General features: G+C 55.3%; 19 protein-coding genes. 13 read left to right on the plus strand and 6 right to left on the minus strand.

The features are described 5' to 3' along the window. Positions 1–157: 157 nt before the first annotated feature. Positions 158–742 carry a hypothetical protein gene (locus PEH01S_RS21310; protein ID WP_025852759.1) on the plus strand — a complete coding sequence of 195 codons (585 nt, stop codon included), beginning with the start codon at positions 158–160 and terminating at the stop codon, positions 740–742. A 77-nt stretch (positions 743–819) separates the two neighbouring features. Here PEH01S_RS21310 and nagA read toward each other — a convergent pair whose 3' ends face one another. From nagA to PEH01S_RS21325, 3 genes are read right to left on the minus strand one after another with little or no spacing between them, the layout of a single operon-like run. Then, a complete protein-coding gene (gene nagA / locus PEH01S_RS21315) occupies positions 820–2,004 on the minus strand; it encodes an N-acetylglucosamine-6-phosphate deacetylase (protein WP_127487877.1) in 1,185 nt (394 codons plus the stop codon). After that, positions 2,001–2,729 (minus strand): glucosamine-6-phosphate deaminase, encoded by a 729-nt coding sequence (nagB, locus tag PEH01S_RS21320; RefSeq protein WP_127487879.1) that lies wholly within the window; start codon positions 2,727–2,729, stop codon positions 2,001–2,003. The genes nagA and nagB overlap by 4 nt, the downstream gene beginning before the upstream one ends. A gap of 3 nt (positions 2,730–2,732) precedes the next feature. Then, the gene (locus PEH01S_RS21325; RefSeq protein WP_025852756.1) at positions 2,733–3,593 is read right to left on the minus strand and encodes a MurR/RpiR family transcriptional regulator; all 861 of its coding nucleotides are present in this window, start codon (positions 3,591–3,593) and stop codon (positions 2,733–2,735) included. Between the two features lie 280 nt (positions 3,594–3,873). Here PEH01S_RS21325 and PEH01S_RS21330 point away from each other — a divergent pair, with 280 nt between their 5' ends. The 6 genes from PEH01S_RS21330 to PEH01S_RS21355 all read left to right on the plus strand — a co-directional run bounded on the left by PEH01S_RS21330 (position 3,874) and on the right by PEH01S_RS21355 (position 13,752). Beyond that, a complete protein-coding gene (locus tag PEH01S_RS21330) occupies positions 3,874–6,945 on the plus strand; it encodes an RCC1 domain-containing protein (RefSeq protein WP_127487882.1) in 3,072 nt (1,023 codons plus the stop codon). A gap of 200 nt (positions 6,946–7,145) precedes the next feature. Continuing rightward, positions 7,146–8,960, plus strand: coding sequence for a cache domain-containing sensor histidine kinase (locus tag PEH01S_RS21335; protein WP_127487884.1), 1,815 nt, complete (start codon positions 7,146–7,148; stop codon positions 8,958–8,960). Beyond that, positions 8,938–10,515 (plus strand): response regulator, encoded by a 1,578-nt coding sequence (locus tag PEH01S_RS21340; protein WP_127487886.1) that lies wholly within the window; start codon positions 8,938–8,940, stop codon positions 10,513–10,515. Before PEH01S_RS21335 ends, PEH01S_RS21340 begins: the two co-directional genes overlap by 23 nt. 73 nt (positions 10,516–10,588) lie before the next feature. After that, positions 10,589–11,929 carry an ABC transporter substrate-binding protein gene (locus PEH01S_RS21345; protein WP_025852749.1) on the plus strand — a complete coding sequence of 447 codons (1,341 nt, stop codon included), beginning with the start codon at positions 10,589–10,591 and terminating at the stop codon, positions 11,927–11,929. 22 nt (positions 11,930–11,951) lie between these two features. After that, positions 11,952–12,830 carry a carbohydrate ABC transporter permease gene (locus tag PEH01S_RS21350; protein ID WP_025852748.1) on the plus strand — a complete coding sequence of 293 codons (879 nt, stop codon included), beginning with the start codon at positions 11,952–11,954 and terminating at the stop codon, positions 12,828–12,830. Between the two features lie 106 nt (positions 12,831–12,936). Then, positions 12,937–13,752 (plus strand): carbohydrate ABC transporter permease, encoded by an 816-nt coding sequence (locus PEH01S_RS21355; protein WP_246063024.1) that lies wholly within the window; start codon positions 12,937–12,939, stop codon positions 13,750–13,752. A 207-nt stretch (positions 13,753–13,959) separates the two neighbouring features. Here PEH01S_RS21355 and mtnA read toward each other — a convergent pair whose 3' ends face one another. Next, positions 13,960–15,048, minus strand: a complete 1,089-nt coding sequence (gene mtnA / locus PEH01S_RS21360) for an S-methyl-5-thioribose-1-phosphate isomerase (RefSeq protein WP_127487890.1) — start codon at positions 15,046–15,048, stop codon at positions 13,960–13,962. A gap of 21 nt (positions 15,049–15,069) precedes the next feature. Continuing rightward, positions 15,070–16,275 carry an S-methyl-5-thioribose kinase gene (gene mtnK / locus PEH01S_RS21365; RefSeq protein WP_025852744.1) on the minus strand — a complete coding sequence of 402 codons (1,206 nt, stop codon included), beginning with the start codon at positions 16,273–16,275 and terminating at the stop codon, positions 15,070–15,072. A 212-nt stretch (positions 16,276–16,487) separates the two neighbouring features. On the opposite strand from mtnK, the gene PEH01S_RS21370 reads away from it, so the two are divergent. Then, positions 16,488–16,667 carry a hypothetical protein gene (locus PEH01S_RS21370; protein WP_127487892.1) on the plus strand — a complete coding sequence of 60 codons (180 nt, stop codon included), beginning with the start codon at positions 16,488–16,490 and terminating at the stop codon, positions 16,665–16,667. 75 nt (positions 16,668–16,742) lie between these two features. Here the strand turns inward: PEH01S_RS21370 and PEH01S_RS21375 are convergent, their stop codons facing one another. After that, positions 16,743–16,910: a hypothetical protein gene (locus PEH01S_RS21375; protein ID WP_025852742.1), complete on the minus strand. Its 168-nt coding sequence runs from the start codon at positions 16,908–16,910 to the stop codon at positions 16,743–16,745. A 159-nt stretch (positions 16,911–17,069) separates the two neighbouring features. On the opposite strand from PEH01S_RS21375, the gene PEH01S_RS21380 reads away from it, so the two are divergent. The 5 genes from PEH01S_RS21380 (at position 17,070) to sufU (ending at position 21,588) form a co-directional block, all read left to right on the plus strand. Then, positions 17,070–17,645: a DUF1802 family protein gene (locus PEH01S_RS21380; protein WP_127487894.1), complete on the plus strand. Its 576-nt coding sequence runs from the start codon at positions 17,070–17,072 to the stop codon at positions 17,643–17,645. A 131-nt stretch (positions 17,646–17,776) separates the two neighbouring features. Next, complete coding sequence (sufC, locus tag PEH01S_RS21385) at positions 17,777–18,607, plus strand: Fe-S cluster assembly ATPase SufC (protein ID WP_025852740.1); 831 nt, start codon at positions 17,777–17,779, stop codon at positions 18,605–18,607. 29 nt (positions 18,608–18,636) lie between these two features. Beyond that, the gene (sufD, locus tag PEH01S_RS21390; protein ID WP_025852739.1) at positions 18,637–19,950 is read left to right on the plus strand and encodes a Fe-S cluster assembly protein SufD; all 1,314 of its coding nucleotides are present in this window, start codon (positions 18,637–18,639) and stop codon (positions 19,948–19,950) included. Then, positions 19,947–21,173: a cysteine desulfurase gene (locus PEH01S_RS21395; protein ID WP_025852738.1), complete on the plus strand. Its 1,227-nt coding sequence runs from the start codon at positions 19,947–19,949 to the stop codon at positions 21,171–21,173. Before sufD ends, PEH01S_RS21395 begins: the two co-directional genes overlap by 4 nt. Further along, entirely contained in the window at positions 21,160–21,588 is a 429-nt protein-coding gene (gene sufU / locus PEH01S_RS21400) for a Fe-S cluster assembly sulfur transfer protein SufU (protein WP_025852737.1), read from the plus strand. Before PEH01S_RS21395 ends, sufU begins: the two co-directional genes overlap by 14 nt. Positions 21,589–21,600 lie beyond the last annotated feature (12 nt).

The following is a 21,600-nucleotide window of genomic DNA, read 5'->3' on the forward strand; positions in this document are numbered from 1 at the left end:
GCTCAGCTAACGATTCTCTCCGCATTTCCTAATATATGTTTAAATAGTACATAAAACGACATCAATCGACATCAAATCTAATAATCTCCTAATATTTAGCTGAAACTTTCATAATTATTCGGAGCTATAGTAGAGATATCAAGCGGAGGTGATTGGTATGAAAGACATGCAGCTGCTTCATCAGGGGAAAGTTTACCAGGGGCAAGTGTCCTATGAAGGCTCGGATTTAATGGAGGTTTCCTGCACGGAGCCGTCTTCCTTTACGGGCGGGGAATCCGTTATCTGCTTTGATTTTCAGAAGAGAGTGCAAATGCGCGTGCTGCAGGTTTCCAAATCCAAGCTGATTTTAGTGCCGGCGGATTCGGAAATTTTCAATATAGAAGCGAGACCCGACGCCGTACTGGACGATATGTACCGCGACGAAAACTTGGCGTTTCCCAGCTTCAGGCTGAACACGTACGGCACGCTGATCGACGATTTCCGGACAATGGCGGTTCGTTTTTGCCGGATCAGCCGCCTCGGGTTCGGGTTTGAAATTAACGATTTCTCCGTCAAAATGAACCATGTGTACGATACGATGATCATGTGCGACGAAGAAACGATTCATCCGAAGGTCGTGGTCCGGTATGCCCATATTCAAGAAAAAACGATCCGCTATGGCGCCGAAATTCACAGCATCTCGGCCAAAGACTTGAACAAGCTCCGCTTCTACATCGTGACGCAGCAGTTTATGGCGCAATAAGCGAGATTTCCGAAAAAAAAACAATCCGGCTGTTCCGCTTGAGAAAACGGAAGCAGCCGGTTTTTTTTGTCGCGCGATTAGTTAGGCAATTCTCTTCCTCGCACCCAGACGCGTTCGAGGTCAAGCTCCGGCGTGACGAGCAGCAGATCCGCCTGCTTGCCGGTCTCGATACTGCCGGTTTCCCCGAGCAGCCCGAGCTGCTTCGCCGGGTTCCAGCTGGCCAGCCGGCTGGCTTCCTCGACGCTGACTCCGACCGTGCCCACCACATAGCGGAAAGCGCCCATCATCGTCAGTGTGCTGCCTGCGAGGCTGTCGCCGTCGCGGAGCCTTGCGACGCCGTCCTTCACGACGACGGCAAGCCCGCCGAGTTCAAAATCGCCGTCCCCGAGACCCGCGGCGGACATGGCGTCGGTGATGAGCAGCAGATTGTCGCTGCGCTTCGTTTGGGTCAGCAGCCGGATGCAGGCCGGATGGACGTGGTGTCCGTCGGCGATGACCTCGGCGCAGATCTTGTCCTCGGTCAGCACGGCGCCGACGACGCCAGGCTCGCGGTGGTGCAGCCCTTTCATGGCGTTAAACGTATGCACGGCATGGCTCAGCCCATGCTTGACCGCTTCGCCGATTTGCGCATAGGTCGAATCCGTATGGCCGCAGGCGACGACGATGCCTTGTCCGGCGAGGAAGGCAATCACCGGCAGAGCTCCTTCGGTCTCCGGAGCAAGCGTAACGAGGCGAATCAGGCCCGGATAGCGGCTGGTCCATTCCTTCACCCATTCGAGCTTCGGCGTGACGATAAAGTTCGGATTTTGCGCGCCAGGCCATTTCGGACTGATAAACGGTCCTTCCAGATGCACGCCGGCCAACTGCGCGTACGGCATCCCTTTTTCCCGGTACGCTTTGACGCTTTCCAGCACCTGGCCGATCGCTTCGGGGGAGCCGGTTACCGTGGTCGCCAGCATCGTGGTCGTCCCGTGGCTGGAGTGAAACCGGGTAATATTCTCAAGCGATTCGATCGTGGCGTCCATGAAGTCGCTGCCGTACCCGCCGTGCACATGCACATCGATGAATCCGGGCAGCAGCCAGCTTCCGCGGGCGTCGATTTTCGTGCCGGCCGTTTCGGCCAGCGTTTCGTTCAGCTCGGCCATCGGGCCGAGCGCTTCAATTTTACCGTCCTTGACTGCGGCGTACCCGGCCGCAATCACCGCATCGGGTGTGACGACTTTGGCGTTAACGATTAACGTATCCCATGCTGCGCGACTCATTTTAGCAAACCTCCTGCTTCGGAATCCAACAATACGACGACGTGCGGGTGCGTCTGCAGCAGCGAGGCCGGGCAATCCGTCGTGATCGGGCCTTGCAGCGCCCGCTGTACGATTTCCGCTTTATCCGCGCCGCGGACGACGAGCAGAATCATTTTCGCTTTCAAAATCGTTCCGACACCCATCGTCAGCGCGTGCGTCGGCACCTGCTCCGGCTTGTCGAAAAACCGCGCATTCGCAGAGCGGGTCGATTCTTTCAGCTCCACGAGATGCGTGCCTCCTTCAAGCGTAGCGTCCGGCTCGTTGAAGCCGATGTGCCCGTTATGGCCGAGACCGAGCAGCTGCAGGTCGATCTGCCCGTACTGCTCCAGCAGGCTGTCGTAGCGGGCGCATTCCGCCTGCAGATCCGGCGCGATTCCGCTTGGAATATGGCATTGCTGCGGGGGAATGTCGACGAGACCGAGCAGGTGCTCCTGCATGAACGTGTAGTAGCTGGCCGGATGCCCCGGCTCGAGTCCGACATATTCGTCAAGATTGAACGCCGTCGCTTTGGCGAAGCTGACCAGCCCTTGCCGGTGCGTCTCGACCAGTTCCCGGTAAATGCCGATCGGCGTGCTGCCTGTCGCAAGCCCGAGCACGGCTCTCGGATTCGTTTGCAGCAGACCGGTAATGATGCCGGCGCCGGCTTTGTTCAATTCTTCTTGCGTGCGGAAAGTTAAAATGTTCATGGCTCATCTCCCTTTTTCTTTGCGGTATTTTTTCACTTCTTGAAACGACTGCTCCAGAAGCGGAACATAATCGTCAAAGTGCAGGCTGAGCAGCGCGGTAAACAAGATGTCCACCACGTGCAGCTGAGCGATCCGCGAAGCCATATCGCCGCGGCGCATTCCTTCCTCGAGCGAGGAGGCGTACAGCCGGATATCCGCAAGCTGCGAAATCCGGTTGGCCCCGAACTTGGTCAGCGAAATCGTCGTGGCTCCCCGCTCCTTGGCGCACAGGAGGGCGTCGAGCGTTTCGGGGGTTTCGCCGGAATACGAGAAAGCGAACGCCACATCGCCCTCGCCGAGACTCGTTGCCGACGTAATTTGCATGTGGGAATCCGACCAATGCTGCGCCATTTTGCCGATGCGCACCAGCTTTTGCTGGCAATCGTACGCGACCATTCCCGAGGTCGCCATCCCGTACAGATCGATGCGCCGGGCGTCGTGCAGCGCATCCACCGCCCGCTGGACCTCCGTGAGGTCGAGCTGCCGCGTCGTATCCGAGATCGAGCGCAGGTGGTTCGTTTCGATCGCCTGGGCGATGCTGTGAAGCGTGTTGCCCGCGACAATGTCCTGGTAGGAAGGCTTCGCCGGAACAGGCTGGACGAGCTCGGCAGCCAGCTTCATGCGGAAATCCCCGTAGCCCTTGAACAGCAGGCTGCGGCAAAAGCGGGACACCGTCGCAATGCTCGTTCCCGAGCGTCCGGCCAGCTCCGTAATGCTCAAATGAACGGCCTCGTGGGCATGCTCCAAAATAAATTGCGCGAGAATTTGCTCCTTCGGATTCATGTGGTGCTGTTGTTCCCGTAAGGCTTGCAGAATACCGGACATCAGATCACCTGTTTTGCAAAGATTTTGTAAATCATTTTCTTCATAAGGATCAAAACGATGAAAAATATTTTCTTCTTCATCATAGCCAATATCACTAGTTTTGGCAACTGTTTTCGGCCTAAAACCGGCCGTTTCTTAAGGCTTTTCGAATACGTGCGGACAGCGGAACCGGTTTCTAAAATTATGGCAATATTCGCCACAGCGACAGTAAAATAAGGTAAAATAAAGTTTATAGATTCATAGTGAAATCTTTGTTTTATGCAGAAGGAGTGAAGCACAAGTGGATGTTGTCGACCGGGTCGACTTCCGGCGAAAAGGAATGCTTTGGATAATCGCAATAACCGTCTGCCTCAGTCTGCTGCTGCCGCTTCCGGGACGAAGCCCGGCGTACGGTCAGGACGGGTCGAATACGATGTTCGTTTCCGTATCTTCCTCTTATTCGCATACCGTTGCGGTACGGGAGGACGGAACCGTATGGACGTGGGGGGCGAACGATTTCGGGCAGCTCGGCTACGATACCGGGGGAGCGGATCAGCCGTATCCGAGGCAGGTACCGGGGATCATGGACGCCTCGGCGGCCGCTGCCGGCGGCAACCCGACGGAAGGCGCCAAGAGCGCATTTACGCTGGTGCTGACAATGGAAGAAGGGATCAAGCGAGTGAAGTCCTGGGGAAGCAACAACAAGCACCAGCTTGGCGACGGGACGACGAACGGAAGAACCGTTCCCGGCAATGTCATGCTTGGCGCGGGCTATGAGTTGGACGCGGAACCGGTAGCGGCTCTGGCCGCCGGGTACGATCACGCTGCCTTGCTGTTCGGCGACGGAAAAGTAGCGGCTTGGGGCGACAATACATACGGGCAATTGGGGAACGGGGATCGGGAGGCAAGCGGATTTCCGGTTTTTGTGAAAAATCCGGAAGGCACAGGGGAGCTCACGGCGATGAAAGAGATCGCTTTAGGCGCTTACCATAGCTTGGCCCGGTCGACGGATCATACCGTGCTGGCCTGGGGCCGCAACAACAAAGGACAGCTCGGCGACAACACGACGACCGACAAGCTCTTGCCGGTGGAGGTCGTCCGGTCGGAAACGTTGGGCGACATGCTGACGAACGTTTACAGCATTTCGGCGGGGAATGAGCATTCGGTTGCCAAGGGCGAAGGACAGAGCGTCTACGCTTGGGGCAGCAACGAGCACGGGCAGCTGGGGATCGGCCCGACCATAGGCCATCGAAGCTACGCCAGCCGCATGACGACGGAGAGCGGCCATCCGATCGGAGACGCGGGGGGCGCGGCGGCCGGCGGCGATCATACGCTGCTCATTCGCGGGGACGGAGACACGGCTCCGCGCACGCTGTACGTGACAGGACTTAACGATTTCGGGCAGGCCGGCCGTCCCGACCGTGCCAGCGTTGCCAATCCGGTTGCGGTTCCGCTGCCGGGGACTGGGGGTTCCGGCACGGAAGCAAGGCAAGGTTTGAGCATATACTTCGGAGAGCAGGTCGACGGTATTGTCGGCGGAGCGAAAGCCACCTATATCCTCTCAAGCGAAAATAAGCTGTACGGCCTGGGGGATAACCGCCGCGGCCAGCTCGGAACAGGGAAGACGGCTGCTCCGGTATACAGCGCGGTCCCGCTCGAAATCGATTTGTCTCCAGTCAAGTCGTTGACCGCAACGAACGGGATTCCCGTCCAAAAAGCAGGCATGGGGGCCTACAGCCTTCGGCTTCCGCGCGAAATGAACGCTGTGACCCTCGATATGGTGCTGAGCCATTCCGGAATGACCGTAGAGAAAGTTTCCGCGGCCCCTTCAGGTGTAGCTGCGGTTTATTCCGGAAACCGGCTTTCGATTGGGCAGCTGCCCGTGGGACAAAGCAGGATAACGTTCGAGGTGGCCGATTCGTTTACCGGTGCCGCGGTTCCTTATGAAATTACGGTTGTGAGGCAGCCTGCCGCGGGCGATTCTCTAACGCGGTTGTCCGTTGGCGATACCGTTTCCTACGCCGGAAAGCACTGGATGATGATCGATCCTTCGAGCCGGAGCATGGTTTTGAAGCCGGGGACACAGGTCGCCAGCCTATATTGGGACAATGCCAATAAAAGCAATATATTTACTGCCGACAATCCGGGCTATCGCTTCGATCCGGCCGCGGAAGGCTCCGTAGCCAAGTATTTGAACCGGGATTTTTATGATAGCCTGGGCGAAACGAAGCGATGGATTGCCGCATCGCCGTTCGATATCAAGACTTATGACTTTGTGGACTATCAACTTGTGGAAAAGGGTTCGTTTACCGTTAACGCCAACGTCGGACTGCTGACCAAAGACCAGTTTGCCAGACTATCAAGAATTGTAGATCCCAAGCAGCTGTCCGATCACTGGCTGATCAATCCGCTGATCCATTCTCAAGCGAACAAAGCGTATCCGTTGGTTGTCAGCGCCGAAGGTGAAGTATGGTTCGATGACCGGGATCAGGAGGACAATGGCACGCGTTCGGCGCTGCCGGTGATCGCTCTAAAGGAAGGAGTCGTGCTAACGGGTGGCTCGGGTACGGACGGGCAGCCGTATGAAATCACCTTGCACGAGATGAGTATTTCGTACAACAGCACTCCTTTGTCCTACAAACCGGAAACCCGGACGTACTCGCTTAGCGTGCCGGGGAGCGTGACTCAGGTGCAGCTTGGCGTAACGTTGTACGACCCGAATGCGACGTTTTATGTCCCAGGCACGGTGACGGGGGTCACCTACGACGTTTACGGACGGACGATTACGGTATCCGGGCTGGTCGAGAATCAGACGAGATCCTTCCCCGTTGTCGCGAAAATCGGGGGGCGCTTGACAAGCAGCTTCAACGTGGAGGTCACCCGGCAATCCGGCCCTGCGGTGCCATCCGGCAATACGGCTCTTCGTTCCGTGACCTACAATTCGGCTCCGCTTGTACTGGTCGCGGCTGACACGTATCTGTTGACCGTAGGTCCCGAAACGGATGCCGTAAGCTTGCAGATCGTTCCGGACGATCCGAAGGCACAGCTCGCGCTCAAAAATCAGCAAGCCAACGTTGAATGGAGCGGCGGCATGCTGCATGTAAAATCGCTCATTTTGGGACAAAGGCTTCCAGTTGGGCTGCAAGTGACGGCTGAGAACGGAAATACGGCATTATACACCATCTTGATCGACCGGGTGAGACCTCCTTTGCCGGTCGTCACCGATCTGGAATCGGCTGCGAAAGCGATCCGCGCTCAAACGGACGTGACCGGGGACGGCAAGTTCGACCGGGCCGATGTCCTCTTCCTATTGAAGATGATTCATCCTGTTTACATGAAGGAGCCGGATTCGTCCAATCCGCTTGCCCCATAAGCGGAAACAACCGTAGCTTGGGAAAAGTTGCCCCGAAGAAACCTATGCCATGGGGCCCGGGTTTCTTTTTTATTTGCAGCTAAACCCATGTCAATGCCGAATAACCGCATTAACGCGGTGTCGCATTGTTTTAGCGGAGAGCAGGAAATCATCCCGCTGCACCGAATACTGATTTTATGATGTGAAATGGAGGGGGTTTTATGAAGAACGGCAAAAGCTCCGTTTGGACCAATGTTCTCGGCCTGCTCTACAAGCGCTTACATTCGATTGCCGTCCGGCTGTTTGTATTGTTTTTCGTCAGCATCATCGTGCCGGTGCTGATTGGAGGGTATTTATCGTATGAAAAGTCAACCAAAATGATCGAAGAGCAAGTCAGCAATGTTGCTTCGTTGACCATCAGGCAAGTGAGCGATAAATTGAATTTTATTGTCAAGGGACTTGACAATACGTCGATGAGGCTGATCGGCAGCAAGCTGATTCAAGACGCCTTGCAAGGAAAAAATGCGGCTACCCCGTATGAAAATGCGAAGCTGAACAACGACGCAAAGGACCTCGTCATCTCCCTCATTACGAATTCCCCGGAGATCATGGATATTTTTATTTTGGACGTGAACAAGCAAAATTCCATTGCGAGCTCAGGCTTTCAAGGCGTCATCGATCCGTGGGAAACGGAATGGTACCGGAAGACTATCGAGGCTAACGGGACTGCGGTATGGTTCGGACTGAATGACAGATCGTATTTGAAAGGAACGGATATGGGGATACCGGTTTTCGGCCTGGGGCGGGCGGTCAAGGATGTCGATTCCGGCAAAACGTTCGGCGTCCTGTTCATCGAAGTAAGAGGGAGTGTGCTGATGGAGGCGTTGGACGGCATTCAATTCGGCCAAACCGGCTTTACGTATGTCACGGACCCGAACAATCAGTTTGTTTATCATCCCCAAAAAGAGAATTATGGTGAAATATCCAATTTAGAGCTGCCAAACCGGACGGGCGTCATGGAGATGAACGGAACGGAGACGCTGGTCATTCCGGGCACTTTGGACAACGGCTGGAGGGTCGCCGGCATTATTCCCATCCGGGAGCTGATCGCCGATTCCATCGCCATCCGCGAGCTGACGGTCTGGATCGCCTTGGCTTCCGTACTGGTTGCAGTCGTGATGGGATACTATGTCGCTTACAAGATAGGACGGCCTCTCGTCTATTTAAGCAAGCTGATGAAGCAGGGGGAAGCGGGCGATCTGACGGTTCGCTCCAAACTGACCGGAAGAAATGAAATCGGGCAGCTCAGCCGCAGCTTCAACAAGATGATCCGGCAAATCGGCGTTCTCGTCGAACGGATCGCCGAAGAAGAGAACGAGAAGAAGAAAGCCGAAATACGCGCCATGCGCTATCAGATCAATCCGCATTTTCTGTATAATACGCTGAATTCCATCCGCTGGATGGCCCGGCTTCAGCGGACGGACGATGTCGCCGACGCGATATCGACGCTGGTGCCGCTGCTGGAGGCCAGCCTGGAACGCAACGGCTCGTTCGTCAAGCTGGGAGAAGACTTCGACTTGCTGCGCAAGTATATGATCATTCAGCAATACCGTTACGACAACAAAATCATGCTCGAGATTCATTGCCCTCCGGAGCTGAGCGAGATATCGATCCCGAGAATGCTGCTTCAGCCGATCGTCGAGAATGCAATTTTTCACGGCATTGCGCCGAAGGAAGAGGAGGGGATGATCCGGGTGACGGTTAACCGGGAAGGGGACGATGCGGTTATTGTCATTCAAGATGACGGTATCGGAATCGAAGAGACAAAGCTGCCTCATTTGTTAAGCGGAACAAGCAGCACGAGGATGAATGGAATGACGAGAATCGGACTGTTTCACGTCCACCAGACGCTGCAGCTGTATTTCGGAGCCGGATACGGACTGCGGGTCCAAAGCGAGGTTGGGAAAGGAACATTCGTTCGTATTCATATACCAATTCGAAGGGGAGATTCGCATGTTCAGAGTGCTGCTGGTTGATGACGAGCCTATAGCGCGGATCGGACTCAGAACGACGTTTGACTGGGAATCCAACGGATTGCGGCTAGTGGGCGAAGCGTCTAACGGAAAAAGGGCGATGCTATGGATCGAACGCAACGAAGTCGACATTCTCATTACCGATATTGCCATGCCCGTGATGGACGGGCTGGAGCTGATGCGTGCGGCCCGGGAGAAGAATCCTTTGATCAAGGTCGTGCTTCTCAGCTGCCATAACGATTTTGAATATGTCAGACAAGGCATCCGGCTGGGCGCATCCGATTATTTGTTGAAGCCGACGCTGGAAACGGCCGATCTCAAAAGCGTGTTGGACAAATTAAAAGAACAAATTTCGCTGGAACGCAAAAAAGAGGAGCTTTATCTTCGTCAGGAGCTGAGCGGGAAACGAATCGAAACGGAAAAGGCGCTGGTCAAGCTGCTGGGCGGCGAGGAGCTCCCTTCCGACTTGCGTACGGAGCTCGGCTGGCTTGAGGAGAGATACCGTGTTGTCGTCTGCCTGTTGGACGGAGCAGCGAAGCTTCGCGCGGAAGAGGGTGGCGTATTTATTGAAATTATGCTCGATGAAGTGCAAGCAAGCTATTATGAGCATCGAGGGCAGGGCGTCGCATTTCGCGTCTGTGCGGACAAGCTCGTATTGGCCGTTCCGGATCAGGGAGACCAAGAAGCGTTCCGGCAGTCGATCGAATCGTTTCAGACTGTTCTGAAGCAGAAAGGCTACGGCTTTACGATGGGAATCAGCAGCAGAGCCCAAGGGTGCGGTTTACTGAAAAGGGCATACCGTGAGGGAGAGGAAACGGCCAGACTGCGCTTCTACTTCGGTCCGGGGAGCGTGAGCTTTTACTCCGGCGCTCCGCTTAGAAAACCGCTTCCCGAGGATGCGGAAGGATGCAGGAACGCGTTGAAGGAAACGATGCGCGAAGGCTTCAGGGACAAGGCGGCCCTTTATGTGGAGCGAATTCTTCGTTATTGGACCTGCGAGTACCGCACCCCTGCGGAAGTGATGCGGGAAGCGCAGGAGCTTCTTTCCTTATTTCATCTGAGCAAGGGCTACGGGCTCGTGCCGATCGAGCAGACGGAAGCGGTGCGGATGATGGAATCGGTGGAAGAAATGCGCGCCTTCCTATGGTCCGCTTTTGAAACGGTGTGGATGTCCGAGGACGAAATGGAGGAAGAATACGGATTTCACCGCAGAATTATTGAGAAAGCGATCGACTACATGAAAAGCAATTTTACGAAAGCGATCAGTCTTCAGGATGTAGCCGACCATGTTGCGGTCAGCAAAAATTATTTCAGCGAAATGTTCAAGCGGGTGACCGGGCAAAACTTTATCGATTATTTGATCCATCTTCGTTTGAAACGATCCAGCGTGCTCTTGCAAACGACGGCATTGAAGGTGTACGAGGTTGCGGAAATGTCGGGGTTCAACGATGTCAAATATTTCAGCAAGGTATTCAAGAAAACGATGAAAATGTCGCCGGCCGAATTCAGGGAGCGGAGGGGAGGAAACTTCGGAATAGACAACACCTTTTCGGAATAAAAGCGGTATCGTTCATACATGCTGCTGCCTATAATGAAAGCGTGTACATAAACATGCGGAAAGGATGAACGATATGAAAACGAGGGTTCAACAGTTTTCACTTGCCTTGCTCGCGGGCGTCATTTCATGCATGCCGCTTCTTTTGGCGGCTTGCAGCAGCGGAGCTTCGCCGGGCGACGGGAGCAGCGCCGAGCCTAAGCCGGGCGAAAAAATCAAGCTGAAATGGTCGACCTGGGGCAATCCCGGCGAGCTCGGACGGTTTCAGGAATTTACCAAAGAGTTTAACGCCAAGCATCCGAATGTCGAATTTGAGTTAATTCCAGTTCCAAGTGACTACGAGCAAAAAATATTGACGCAGCTCAGCGGAGGAACCGCTCCCGACGTGTTTTATGCCGGAGACGGCACGATCGTCAAGCTGATCGAGAATCAGACGATCGCTGAATTGACTCCGTACATGAACCAAGGCGCGGACAGCAAAATCAAGGAGAGCGATTTCTTCCAAGGCTTATGGGGCGCAGCCAAAAGGAACGATAAAATATACGGCGTTCCCGTCGACTGTAATCCGTTTATACTGTGGTACAACAAAAAGCTGCTGAAGGATGCGGGAATCGCCGAGATGCCTGCGGACTTGTATGAAAAAGGTCAATGGAATTGGAATTCATTCAAAGCGATGCTGGAAAAGCTTCGCGCCAACGGAAAGCATGGATTCGTGCTCGATAACGATTGGGGACGCTATTACAGCTTTGTGAGCAGCAACGGAGGGACGATGTATAACGAGAAGGGCGAATTCGTGGCGGACAAAGACCCGAAAGCGTTCGAGGCGTTCAAATATTTGTATGACAACGTTCAGGCGAAAAACATCACGTTTGCCGGAACGCTTCCCAAAGGACAAGGCGGGGATGCGATGTTCATGTCCAATCAGGTCGGCTTCGTCTCCGCAGGCCGTTGGTATCTTCCAATCTTCAAGCAAAATAAAGATTTGGAGTTCGATATCGTTCCTTTCCCTACCAACACCGGGAAAAAAATCGAACCGGCAGGCGTTGCGACCGCTTATATGGTGATGAACAAAAATACGAAATACGCCAAGGAAGCGTACCAATTCATCAGCGAGTTCGTCTCCAAGGAAGGGCAGATTTACCGCCTGCAAGGAGGAGGCAACGCCGTACCGTCTGTCGAGGGCGCCGACGAGGTCGTCATGGAAGGCAACCTGCCGGAGCACGCGAAATATTTCCTTGACGCACGCAGCGTAGGTTATGCGCTTACCCCCGCCGAAGCGGGTGTGCCGGGACTAAGCCAAGTGATCAAGGACGAGATGGAAGCGCTGTGGCTGAAGGACGGCAAGCTGGAGGAAACGATGAAGGCGCTCGGTGTGAAGGCGAATCAAAAGATTGCCGACTTCAAGGCCGGCAAGTGATCATGGGAAGGGCTGATCGAATATGAACAAGCGGTTAACCGAGGGCATTTGGGGGGTTGCTTTTATTTTGCCCCAGATGCTCGGCCTTCTCGTCTTTGCCTTTATTCCGCTCGTTTCCGCCTTCGTCTTGAGCATGATGAAATGGGACGGCTTTGGCGAGAAGCGATTTATCGGATTGGATAATTTCGCAGGACAGCTGAACCATCCGGATTTCAAGCTGGCGCTGGCGAATTCGGCGTGGTACACGATTCTGGTCGTACCCTTGGGCATCCTGCTGGCGATTCTGATTGCGGTCGCTTTGAACAAGGTACGCGGCAAGACCCTATACCGGTTGTTTTATTACATGCCCGTCGTGACAAGCTCCATCGCGGTTTCCATCGTATGGCTGTGGCTGCTCAATTCCGAATTCGGCATCATTAACGTTTATTTGAAGCAGTGGTTCGAGATTCAGGGGCCCGATTGGCTCACGAACCGGAAGCTGGTTATTCCTTCGATTGCCATGCTCAGCATATGGTGGGGGCTGGGAGGCAATATGGTGCTGTTTCTGGCCGGCCTGCAGGGGATTTCCTCCACTTATTACGAGGCTGCGCAGATCGACGGGGCAAGTAAATTAAGGCAATTTTGGCATATTACGCTTCCGCTGCTGTCGCCTACGACGTTCTTTGCGACGATTATGTCGATGATCGGCTCGTTTCAGGTGTTCGACCAATCTTTCGTGATGACGGGCGGGGGACCGGCCAAAGCAAGCTACACGATCGTCTATCACATCTACCAGCTCGCTTTCGTCGAGTTTACATTCGGCAAAAGTGCGGCAGCGGCCGTGATGCTGTTTGTCATCATATTGACATTGACCTTGTTCCAAATGTACGTGTCCAAACGATGGGTGCATTATGGCGGGTAATGACGGCAAGAAGGGAGGGAACGGCTTGGACATAAATGCTGGAGGTAAAACGGCAATAAGCAGTGCGAGGGTTTCTGCGCTCAAGGCGGACAGGACGGGTACGAGCTTGATTGGCAGGGTGCTGCTTCACGCTCTCCTGATTGCGGGAGCCGCCGTCATGATCGGCCCGTTTTTATGGATGGTGCTCAGTTCGTTGAAACCGTTCTCGCAGGTGTTCCTCATTCCGCCCAAATGGATTCCGGATCCATGGGAGTGGAGCAACTACAAGCGCTCCTGGGAGGCGCTGCCTTTCGGGCGGGCGTATGCAAACAGCTTTTACATCGCCTTGGTTTCCGTAACGATGAAATTGATCACGTGCTCGATGGCGGCCTATGCTTTTGCCAAAATCCGTTTTCCGCTTCGCGAGCCTCTGTTCATCTTGTTTTTGGCGACGATGATGGTGCCGCATCAAGTGACGATCATCCCGCTTTATTTGATGATGAAAGAATTCGGGTGGCTCGATACCCATCTTGCCCTGATCGTTCCGGCTTCGCTGCTGGATGCGTTCGGCGTCTTTCTGCTCAGACAATTCATCAAAAGCATTCCCGACGAGCTGGAGGAAGCCTCCATTATGGACGGGGCGAACCGGTGGACCAATTATTCCCGCATCATCCTTCCGCTTATCCGACCGGCGCTTGCCGCATTGGCCATCTTCGCCTTTCTCGGAATGTGGAACAGCTTCTTCGGGCCGCTTATATTCCTGAACAGCCCGGATCGGTTTACCGTACCGCTGCTGCTGAATTTATTCCGCGGGATGTATATTACCGATTGGACGCTGATGATGGCCGGGTCCGCCATCGCCGTTATTCCCGTGCTGATCGTCTATATGCTCGGTCAAAGGTACATTATTGAAGGCGTCACGTTGACGGGCATCAAGGGCTAGGCCGGTCGGTAAAACGGATCGGGAGCGGTAGAGGGCGGGAACGCGAATCTTAATGCTGTAACGCGGTGTCGCTTTAAATCAAATAGCACAAAAAACTGCCGAGACGATCTCGACACCGAGCTTGTTGAGAAAGAGTTTTTTGATTGAACACTAAAAGCTGCCGAAACTTTCTCGGCAGCTTTTTCTGTCTCTCCCAAAGGCCCGGGGCTATTTCGTAAACAGCTTCCGCAAATTGTCCCCGTACGGAGCCCGGACGATGCCCTTTTCCGTAATGATGGCCGTCACGTACTCGTTCGGCGTCACGTCGAACGCCGGATTGAACACCTTCACGCCCTGCGGCGCGGTTCGTTTGCCGAACCCTTGCGTAATTTCGTCCTCGTGCCGTTCCTCGATCGGAATGTCGGCTCCGGTCGGCGTGTTCAGGTCAATCGTCGACATCGGGCACGCGACGTAGAACGGAATGCCGTGGGCCTTGGCCAGCACGGCGACGCTGTAGGTGCCGATCTTGTTGGCCACGTCGCCGTTGGCGGCTACGCGGTCGGTACCGACGATGACTGCCTGCACCCAGCCCTTCGCCATGACGGCGCCGGCCATGTTGTCGCAGATCAGCGTCACGTCGACGCCCGCCTGCTGCAGCTCGAAAGCCGTCAAGCGCGCTCCCTGCAGCACCGGCCGGGTTTCGTCCGCAAACACCTTAAGCGTGATGCCTTTTTCCAGCGCCAGGTACATCGGCGCCAGCGCCGTCCCGTACCTTGCGGTCGCGAGACCGCCCGCATTGCAGTGCGTGAGGACGCCCATGCCGTCCTCGAACAAAGACAGCGCGTGCTCGCCGATCAAGCGGCACGTTTCCTCGTCCTCGGTTTGGATGGCCCGCGCCTCGTCCAGCAGCGCCTGCCGCGCGCTCTCGACCGTCGTTTCCTCCGGTGCGGCTGCGCCCAGCAGCCCCTCGGCCCGCGCCCGCATCCGGTCCAGCGCCCAGAACAAATTGACCGCCGTCGGTCGCGACGTCGCGAGATAATCGCATTGGCGGTTCACTTCCGCCAGCAGCGCCTCGCGGCTCCCGGAGAAGCTGCGCACGCCGAGGTAAACCCCGAACGCCGCGGCGATGCCGATGGCCGGCGCGCCGCGGACGGCAAGCTGCTTAATCGCATCCCATACTTGCTCGGAGGTGGTCAGCTCCAAATAGACGATTTCGTCCGGCAGAAGCCGCTGGTCGAGCAGATCCAAACGGTCCTCCAGCGAATTCCAACGGACCGATTGCAGCCAGTCCGCTTGTTTGGTTTGTTCCGTAGTCACGGTGCAAGCACACTCCTTTATCTATTTCACGGCCTTCTCGGCGATTTCGATCATCTGCGCGATGGAGGTCGCCTGCCGGTTAAATTTGATGAGCGCGGTACCGATCGCGAGCGCCAGCCGTTGGGCGCGCTCTTTGGCCGCTTCGTCTTGAATTTGATTGATATCGGCCACCTGCGCCAGTCCGTGCACGCGGCGTACCATCTTGCTGCCGGTGAAGCCGAACGTATCCCGCAGCACCTCTTGCATGTACCAGTCCTGATAGCCCGGCGTCCGCGCGATCCGGTCGGTGCCATGCTGGTTCCACAGCTCCCGGAACTCGCGGTCGAACGTTTCCCATACGTCGCGGACCGTGCCGGTCAAGTAGCTGCGGAAATCCTGGCGCGAAGCCTCGTCCTCGCCCCAGCCTTCCTGCGCGGCGAAGTTCAGCAGCAGGTTGGCAAATACCGCGCCGATATCGAAGCCCATCGGGCCGTAGTAGGCGAACTCCGGATCGATGACCTTGGTCGAATCCGGCTTGATGAAGATGCTGCCGGTGTGCAGATCGCCGTGCAGCAGCGCTTGGGCGTGGGTCAGAAACTTCTCGCGAAGAATCGCCACTTCCAGATGAAGCCCGGTATCCTGCCAGATGGCGGCAACGGCGTCGCGAATGGCCGGCGGAACGTTATTGTTCGGCGAATCGGTGTACGGATCGTCAAAAATCAGGTCCTCGGTAATTTTGCACAGCTCCGGGTTGATGAACCGTTTGACCCGTTCTTTTTTCTCCTGCTGGTTCATGCCGAGATCGGACGTGTAAAAAAGAGTACGGGCCAAAAACGTTCCGATATGCCCGGCGAACAGCGGGTATTGGTTACGCTCGATCAAACCTTTGCGCATGATCGTATGGTCGCTCAAATCCTGCATGACCGTAAGCGCCAAGTCCGGCTCATAGGCGTACACGTGCGGGACAAGGTCGGGGCACAGCGATTCCTGAATCATCAGCGCTTCGCTCTCGATCCGGGCGCGGTCCAAGGTCAGGGGCCACGATTCGCCTACGACTTTGGCATACGGGAGCGCTTGCTTAAGAATGATGCTTTTCCCGGTGGAAGGCTCCGAAATATGGAACACCAGATTCAAGTTGCCGTCCCCGATTTCCCGGCTCGTGAGCTCGGAATCGGGTTGAAACAGGTCGGGTAATCTTCTTGCATATGCGATGGCTTCCGATTCCGTCAGCGGATGATATGCGGACATGGGGTGAATTCCTCCTTTTTCCATATGAAAACTGCCATTCTCTCTAGTATAAATCAATTTGGGTTGCGTTGGAATAGAGGAAATGCGTTTTCCGGGCGCGTATTGATCCGGGTCCGGCCGTGTCTTTTACAAAATGTTCATACCCCGATAATATGCCCTTAACGCTGGGGGATAAAATAAAGGTAAATACGCGGAGCTGGAGGTTTTTAATAATGGAGAAACTTCTCGGAAAACTGCTGTTGGTCGCGGCGTGCTTCGCCATTCTGTGCGTGCTTGGGTGGTCCTCGCCGGCAAATCCGTCCGTAGCCCTGCATGCGAATCCTTTAAAAGCGAGTCACGAGCAGTACCAACGAATCTCAGCTTCCAATTATTTTGTACAGAACGGAAATTGATCGGCGAACGATTGCATAGGAAAAAGGGGAGGCATGGACGCCTTCCCTTTTTGTTTGCGGAGCAAAAAGCCCGGGCTACTGCGTTCTTCTGCGATGCTCCACCAAGTCAATGGCTCCCAACACGACATGTGCGAGCCCGAAGCCGACGACCGCCGCGGCCGCCATCGGGAATTTGTTTCGCATAGCCGCGCCGGATGCTGCGACCGCCGTACCGAGAACGGTTGGAATCAGACCTTCGCGCATTACTCTCACTCTCCTCGCAGCGGATTGAATGATGCAGCGTTTTTAGCATCGATTTTTGCGAACGTTTTTATGCTCTTTCGGAATTGCAATGTTTTGGCTGGAAATCTATAATAACGTAAACGAATGGGCAAAACTTACAAGGGAGGAAAACGCAAAAAGATGATACCGCAAGGACAGGCGGTCGGACTGAAGGAATGGGCCGTGGCCGTCGAGGCTTTGAAGCAGGGGAAGCAGATCCTGATTATGCGCAAAGGCGGCATCCGCGAGGAAACCCGGGATTTTCAAGTGCAGTCTGACAGCTTCTATTTGTATCCGACCTACGAGCATCAGCGCAAAGAGCTGATCAAGCCGGAGTTCGCGGAACGGGTGGACGAGCGGGCCCCCGAATGGAGCGGCGGGCAAGCGGAAATCGGATGCTACGCCGAGCTTGCCGAGGATATCCTGATCGAGACCGAGGAACGGCTTGACAGGCTGAAGCCGTTTCACATCTGGACGGACCGGCTTGCCGAAGAGAGGCTGAAGTGGAAGCGGACGAAGCCGCTGCATGTCATGCTGCTTAGAGTCTACGCACTGGACGAGCCTGTGCGCATTCCGGTGCTGAACGAATATAACGGGTGCAAATCGTGGATGGGGCTTCCCGAATCGCTGCATGGGGCTCCGCGCCGGCCGGTGCTGACGGACGAAGCTTTTGCGACGGAGGCCAACCGGATTCGGGAGGCGCTTGCTCAAAAATAGTTCCGGGAAATCCGCGGACGGGACTTTCTTGATTTTGCATATTGAGATATAATATTATTATTGAGAATCACTGATAATCAGTTTGTAATGATTATCATTAAATAATAATTAAAACTCGGAGGCACGAAACTATGGCAAACGTACCGCATTTTACTATAGACGGTTTGAAAGCGACTGTCGAGGGCAAAGAGATTTTGAAAGGCCTTAGCTTGACGATTAAGGGCGGCGAAGTGCATGCGATCATGGGACCGAACGGAACGGGCAAAAGTACGCTGGCGTCCACCCTCATGGGCCACCCGAAATACGAAGTGACGGAAGGCAGCGTGACGCTGAACGGCGAGGACGTGCTTGAGATGGCGACGGACGAAAGAGCGCGTGCCGGCCTGTTTCTTGCTATGCAGTACCCGAGTGAAATTACCGGCGTGACGAATGCGGACTTCCTGCGCAGCGCGATCAATGCCCGCCGCGAGGAAGGCAGCGAAATTTCGCTGATCAAATTCATCCGCCAGATGGAAGCGAAAATGAAGGAGCTGGAGATCAATCCCGAGTTCATGCACCGCTATTTGAACGAAGGCTTCTCCGGCGGCGAGAAGAAGCGCAACGAAATTCTGCAAATGATGATGCTGGATCCGAGCATCGTTATTCTTGACGAGATCGACTCGGGCCTCGATATCGACGCGCTGCGCATCGTGGCGACGGGCGTGAACGCGATGCGTTCCGAAGACCGCGGCTTCCTGATCATCACCCACTACCAACGCCTGCTTAACTACATCACGCCGGACTACGTTCACGTGATGATGCAAGGGCGCATCGTGAAATCCGGCGGACCGGAGCTGGCTCAGCGTCTGGAGAACGAAGGGTATGATTGGGTCAAAGAAGAGCTTGGGATCGTGGACGAGCGGGTAGGCCAGGACGAAGAGGAATTCAAGATTCCGATGAATACGACGGCTCCGAAATACTAAGCTATCGAAAGGGAACAGGAGGATTAACCATGAGTACACAAACCGTTCTTCCGATCGATCGCGCAAGCTTGGTAGAGCTGTCCAAAGCGAGACAAGAGCCGGAGTGGATGACGACTCTGCGCGGGCAAGCGCTGGAGCTTGCCGGAACGCTCGAATTGCCGACATTGGAGAAAACAAGAATCGACCGTTGGAACCTCGCTTCCTTCGGAACCTATAAAGCGGGCGCGAAGCTGGCATCGCTCGAAGAGCTGCCGGCCTCGGCGAAGAGCCTGCTCCAGAACGACGGACAAGGACATCCCGAAAATCTGATCGTTCAGAAAAACTCGGGCGTTGTGTACAGCAGCGTCTCCGAGACGTTGAAGCAGCAGGGCGTCGTGTTCACGAGCCTTGAAGAAGCGCTGAAAAGCCACGGCGAGCTGGTTCAAAAATATTTTATGTCTGTCGTAGGCAAGGACGAGAACCGTCTGACGGCGCTGCATGCGGCGCTTTGGAGCGGCGGCGTGTTCCTGTACGTACCGAAAAACGTGCAGGTGGAGGTGCCGGTACAAGCGCTGTTCGTGACGGACGACGCCGAAGCGAGCTTTTCGCCGCACGTGCTGATCGTTGCCGAGCAGCATGCATCGGTGACCTACGTCGACAACTTCGTTTCCGAAGGCAGCTTGAACGGCCTGGTACAAAACGGCGTTGTGGAAGTTGTCGTCAAGCCGGGAGCCAAGGTAACCTTCGCTTCGGTGCATAACTTGGACGAATCGGTCACCGACCTGACGTACCGCCGCGCGCTCGTGGAGAACGACGGAAGCATCGAGTGGATCGTCGGCGAGATGCATTTCGGCAATGCGATGTCGGATACGACGTCGATTTTGAAAGGCAACGGCTCCACCTCCGATGCGAAGGTCATCTGCGTCGGCACCGGCGAGCAGAAGCTGAACGTGTCCACCCGGGCGGTTCACTTCGGCAAAAGCTCCGACAGCCAGATGATTACCCGTGCTGTTATGCGAGACGGGGCGACGGCTATCATCAACGGGATTACCAAAATCGAGAAAGGCGCGACCAAAGCGAACGGCGAGCAAACGGAAAAAGTGCTGATGCTCAGCCCGAAAGCGCGGGGCGACGCCAACCCGATTCTGCTGATCGACGAGGACGACGTTACGGCGGGCCATGCAGCCAGCGTGGGTCAAGTGAATCAAGAACAGGTATACTATATGATGTCGCGCGGCGTTACGCGGGAAGAAGCCGAACGGTTAATCATTTACGGCTTCCTGGCACCGGTGGTGTCTCAAATTCCACTGGAGCAGATCGCGTCACAGCTGCAGCTTCTTGTGGAAAGGAAGCTGGGACAATGAATACGGCGGACATACGCAGTCAATTTCCCATTCTTCACCAGGATGTGAACGGACACCCGCTCGTTTACCTGGACTCGGCAGCCACATCGCAAAAGCCGGTGTCGGTGATCGAAGCCGTCAAACGTTATTACGAGCTGGATAATGCGAACGTGCACCGCGGCGTCCATACGCTCGGCTCCCGCGCGACGGACGCTTATGAGGGCGCGCGCGAGAAGGTGCGCCGCTTTATCAACGCATCGTCCACGGAAGAAATTATTTTTACCCGCGGGACGACGACGGCGATCAACCTGGTCGCCTCGAGCTACGCGCGGGCCGTATGCGGCGAAGGGGACGAAATCGTCATTACGCCGATGGAGCACCACAGCAATCTCATTCCATGGCAGCAGGTCGCGAAAGCGACCGGCGCTGTCTTGAAATATATTCCACTCCAGCCGGACGGTACGATCCGTCTGGCGGATGTGGAAAAAACAATTACCGAGCGCACCAAAATGGTATCCGTCGTTTACGTGTCCAACGTGCTCGGCGTTGTCAACCCGGTGAAGGAAATCGCGGAAATCGCCCATCGCCACGGCGCCAAAGTGATGGTGGACGGCGCACAAAGCACGCCGCACCTCAAAGTGGACGTGCAGGCGCTGGGCTGCGATTTTTATGCGTTATCCGGTCATAAGATGTGCGCTCCTACCGGAATCGGCGCGCTTTACGGCAGGAAAGAGCTGCTGATGGAAATGGAGCCGATCGAATTCGGCGGCGAGATGATCGACCATGTCGGATTGTACGATTCCACATGGAAAGACCTGCCTTGGAAATTCGAAGGCGGCACGCCGATTATCGCCGGCGCCGTCGGGCTGGGAGCGGCAATCGATTTCCTCGAAAGCATCGGCTTGGATGCCATAGAGCAGCATGAGAAGCAGCTGACGGCTTACGCGATGGAACGGATGCTGCAAATCGATGGCTTAACGGTCTACGGTCCGCAGCAAAATCGTGCGGGGCTGATCACGTTCAACCTGGACGACGTGCATCCGCATGACGTGGCCACCGTGCTCGACGCCGACGGGATCGCCGTCCGTGCCGGCCACCACTGCTGCCAGCCGCTGATGCGCTGGCTGAATGTCACGGCAACTGCCCGTGCGAGCTTCTATCTGTACAATACCGAAGCCGATGTAGACCGGTTGGTCGCTTCCCTTATTAAAACAAAGGAGTACTTCGGCTATGCAATTGGATGATTTATACCGCAGAGTCATTATGGATCATTACAAAAATCCCCGCAACCGGGGCACTTTCGAGAATCAGTCCGTCACTATCGATCTGAACAACCCGACCTGTGGCGATAAAATCCAGCTTCAAATGCAGGTCGAGGACGGTAAGGTCAAAGCGGCCAAATTCGTAGGGGAAGGCTGTTCGATCAGCCTTTCATCCGCTTCGATGATGACGGAGGCCGTAAAAGGCAAGACGTTGGAAGAGGCGCTGGAAATGGCCGAGAAGTTTTCCGGCCTGATGAAGGGCGAACCTGTCGAATTCGAATACGAAGATTTGGAAGCTTTATCCGGCGTGAACAAATTCCCGGCCCGGATCAAGTGTGCGACACTGGCTTGGAACGCGCTGCGCAAAGGAATCGACCAAGTAAACACCAACAAATAAGGAGGTATGGCA

Source organism: Paenibacillus ehimensis NBRC 15659 (assembly GCF_004000785.1).
GTDB classification, from domain to species: domain Bacteria; phylum Bacillota; class Bacilli; order Paenibacillales; family NBRC-103111; genus Paenibacillus_G; species Paenibacillus_G ehimensis.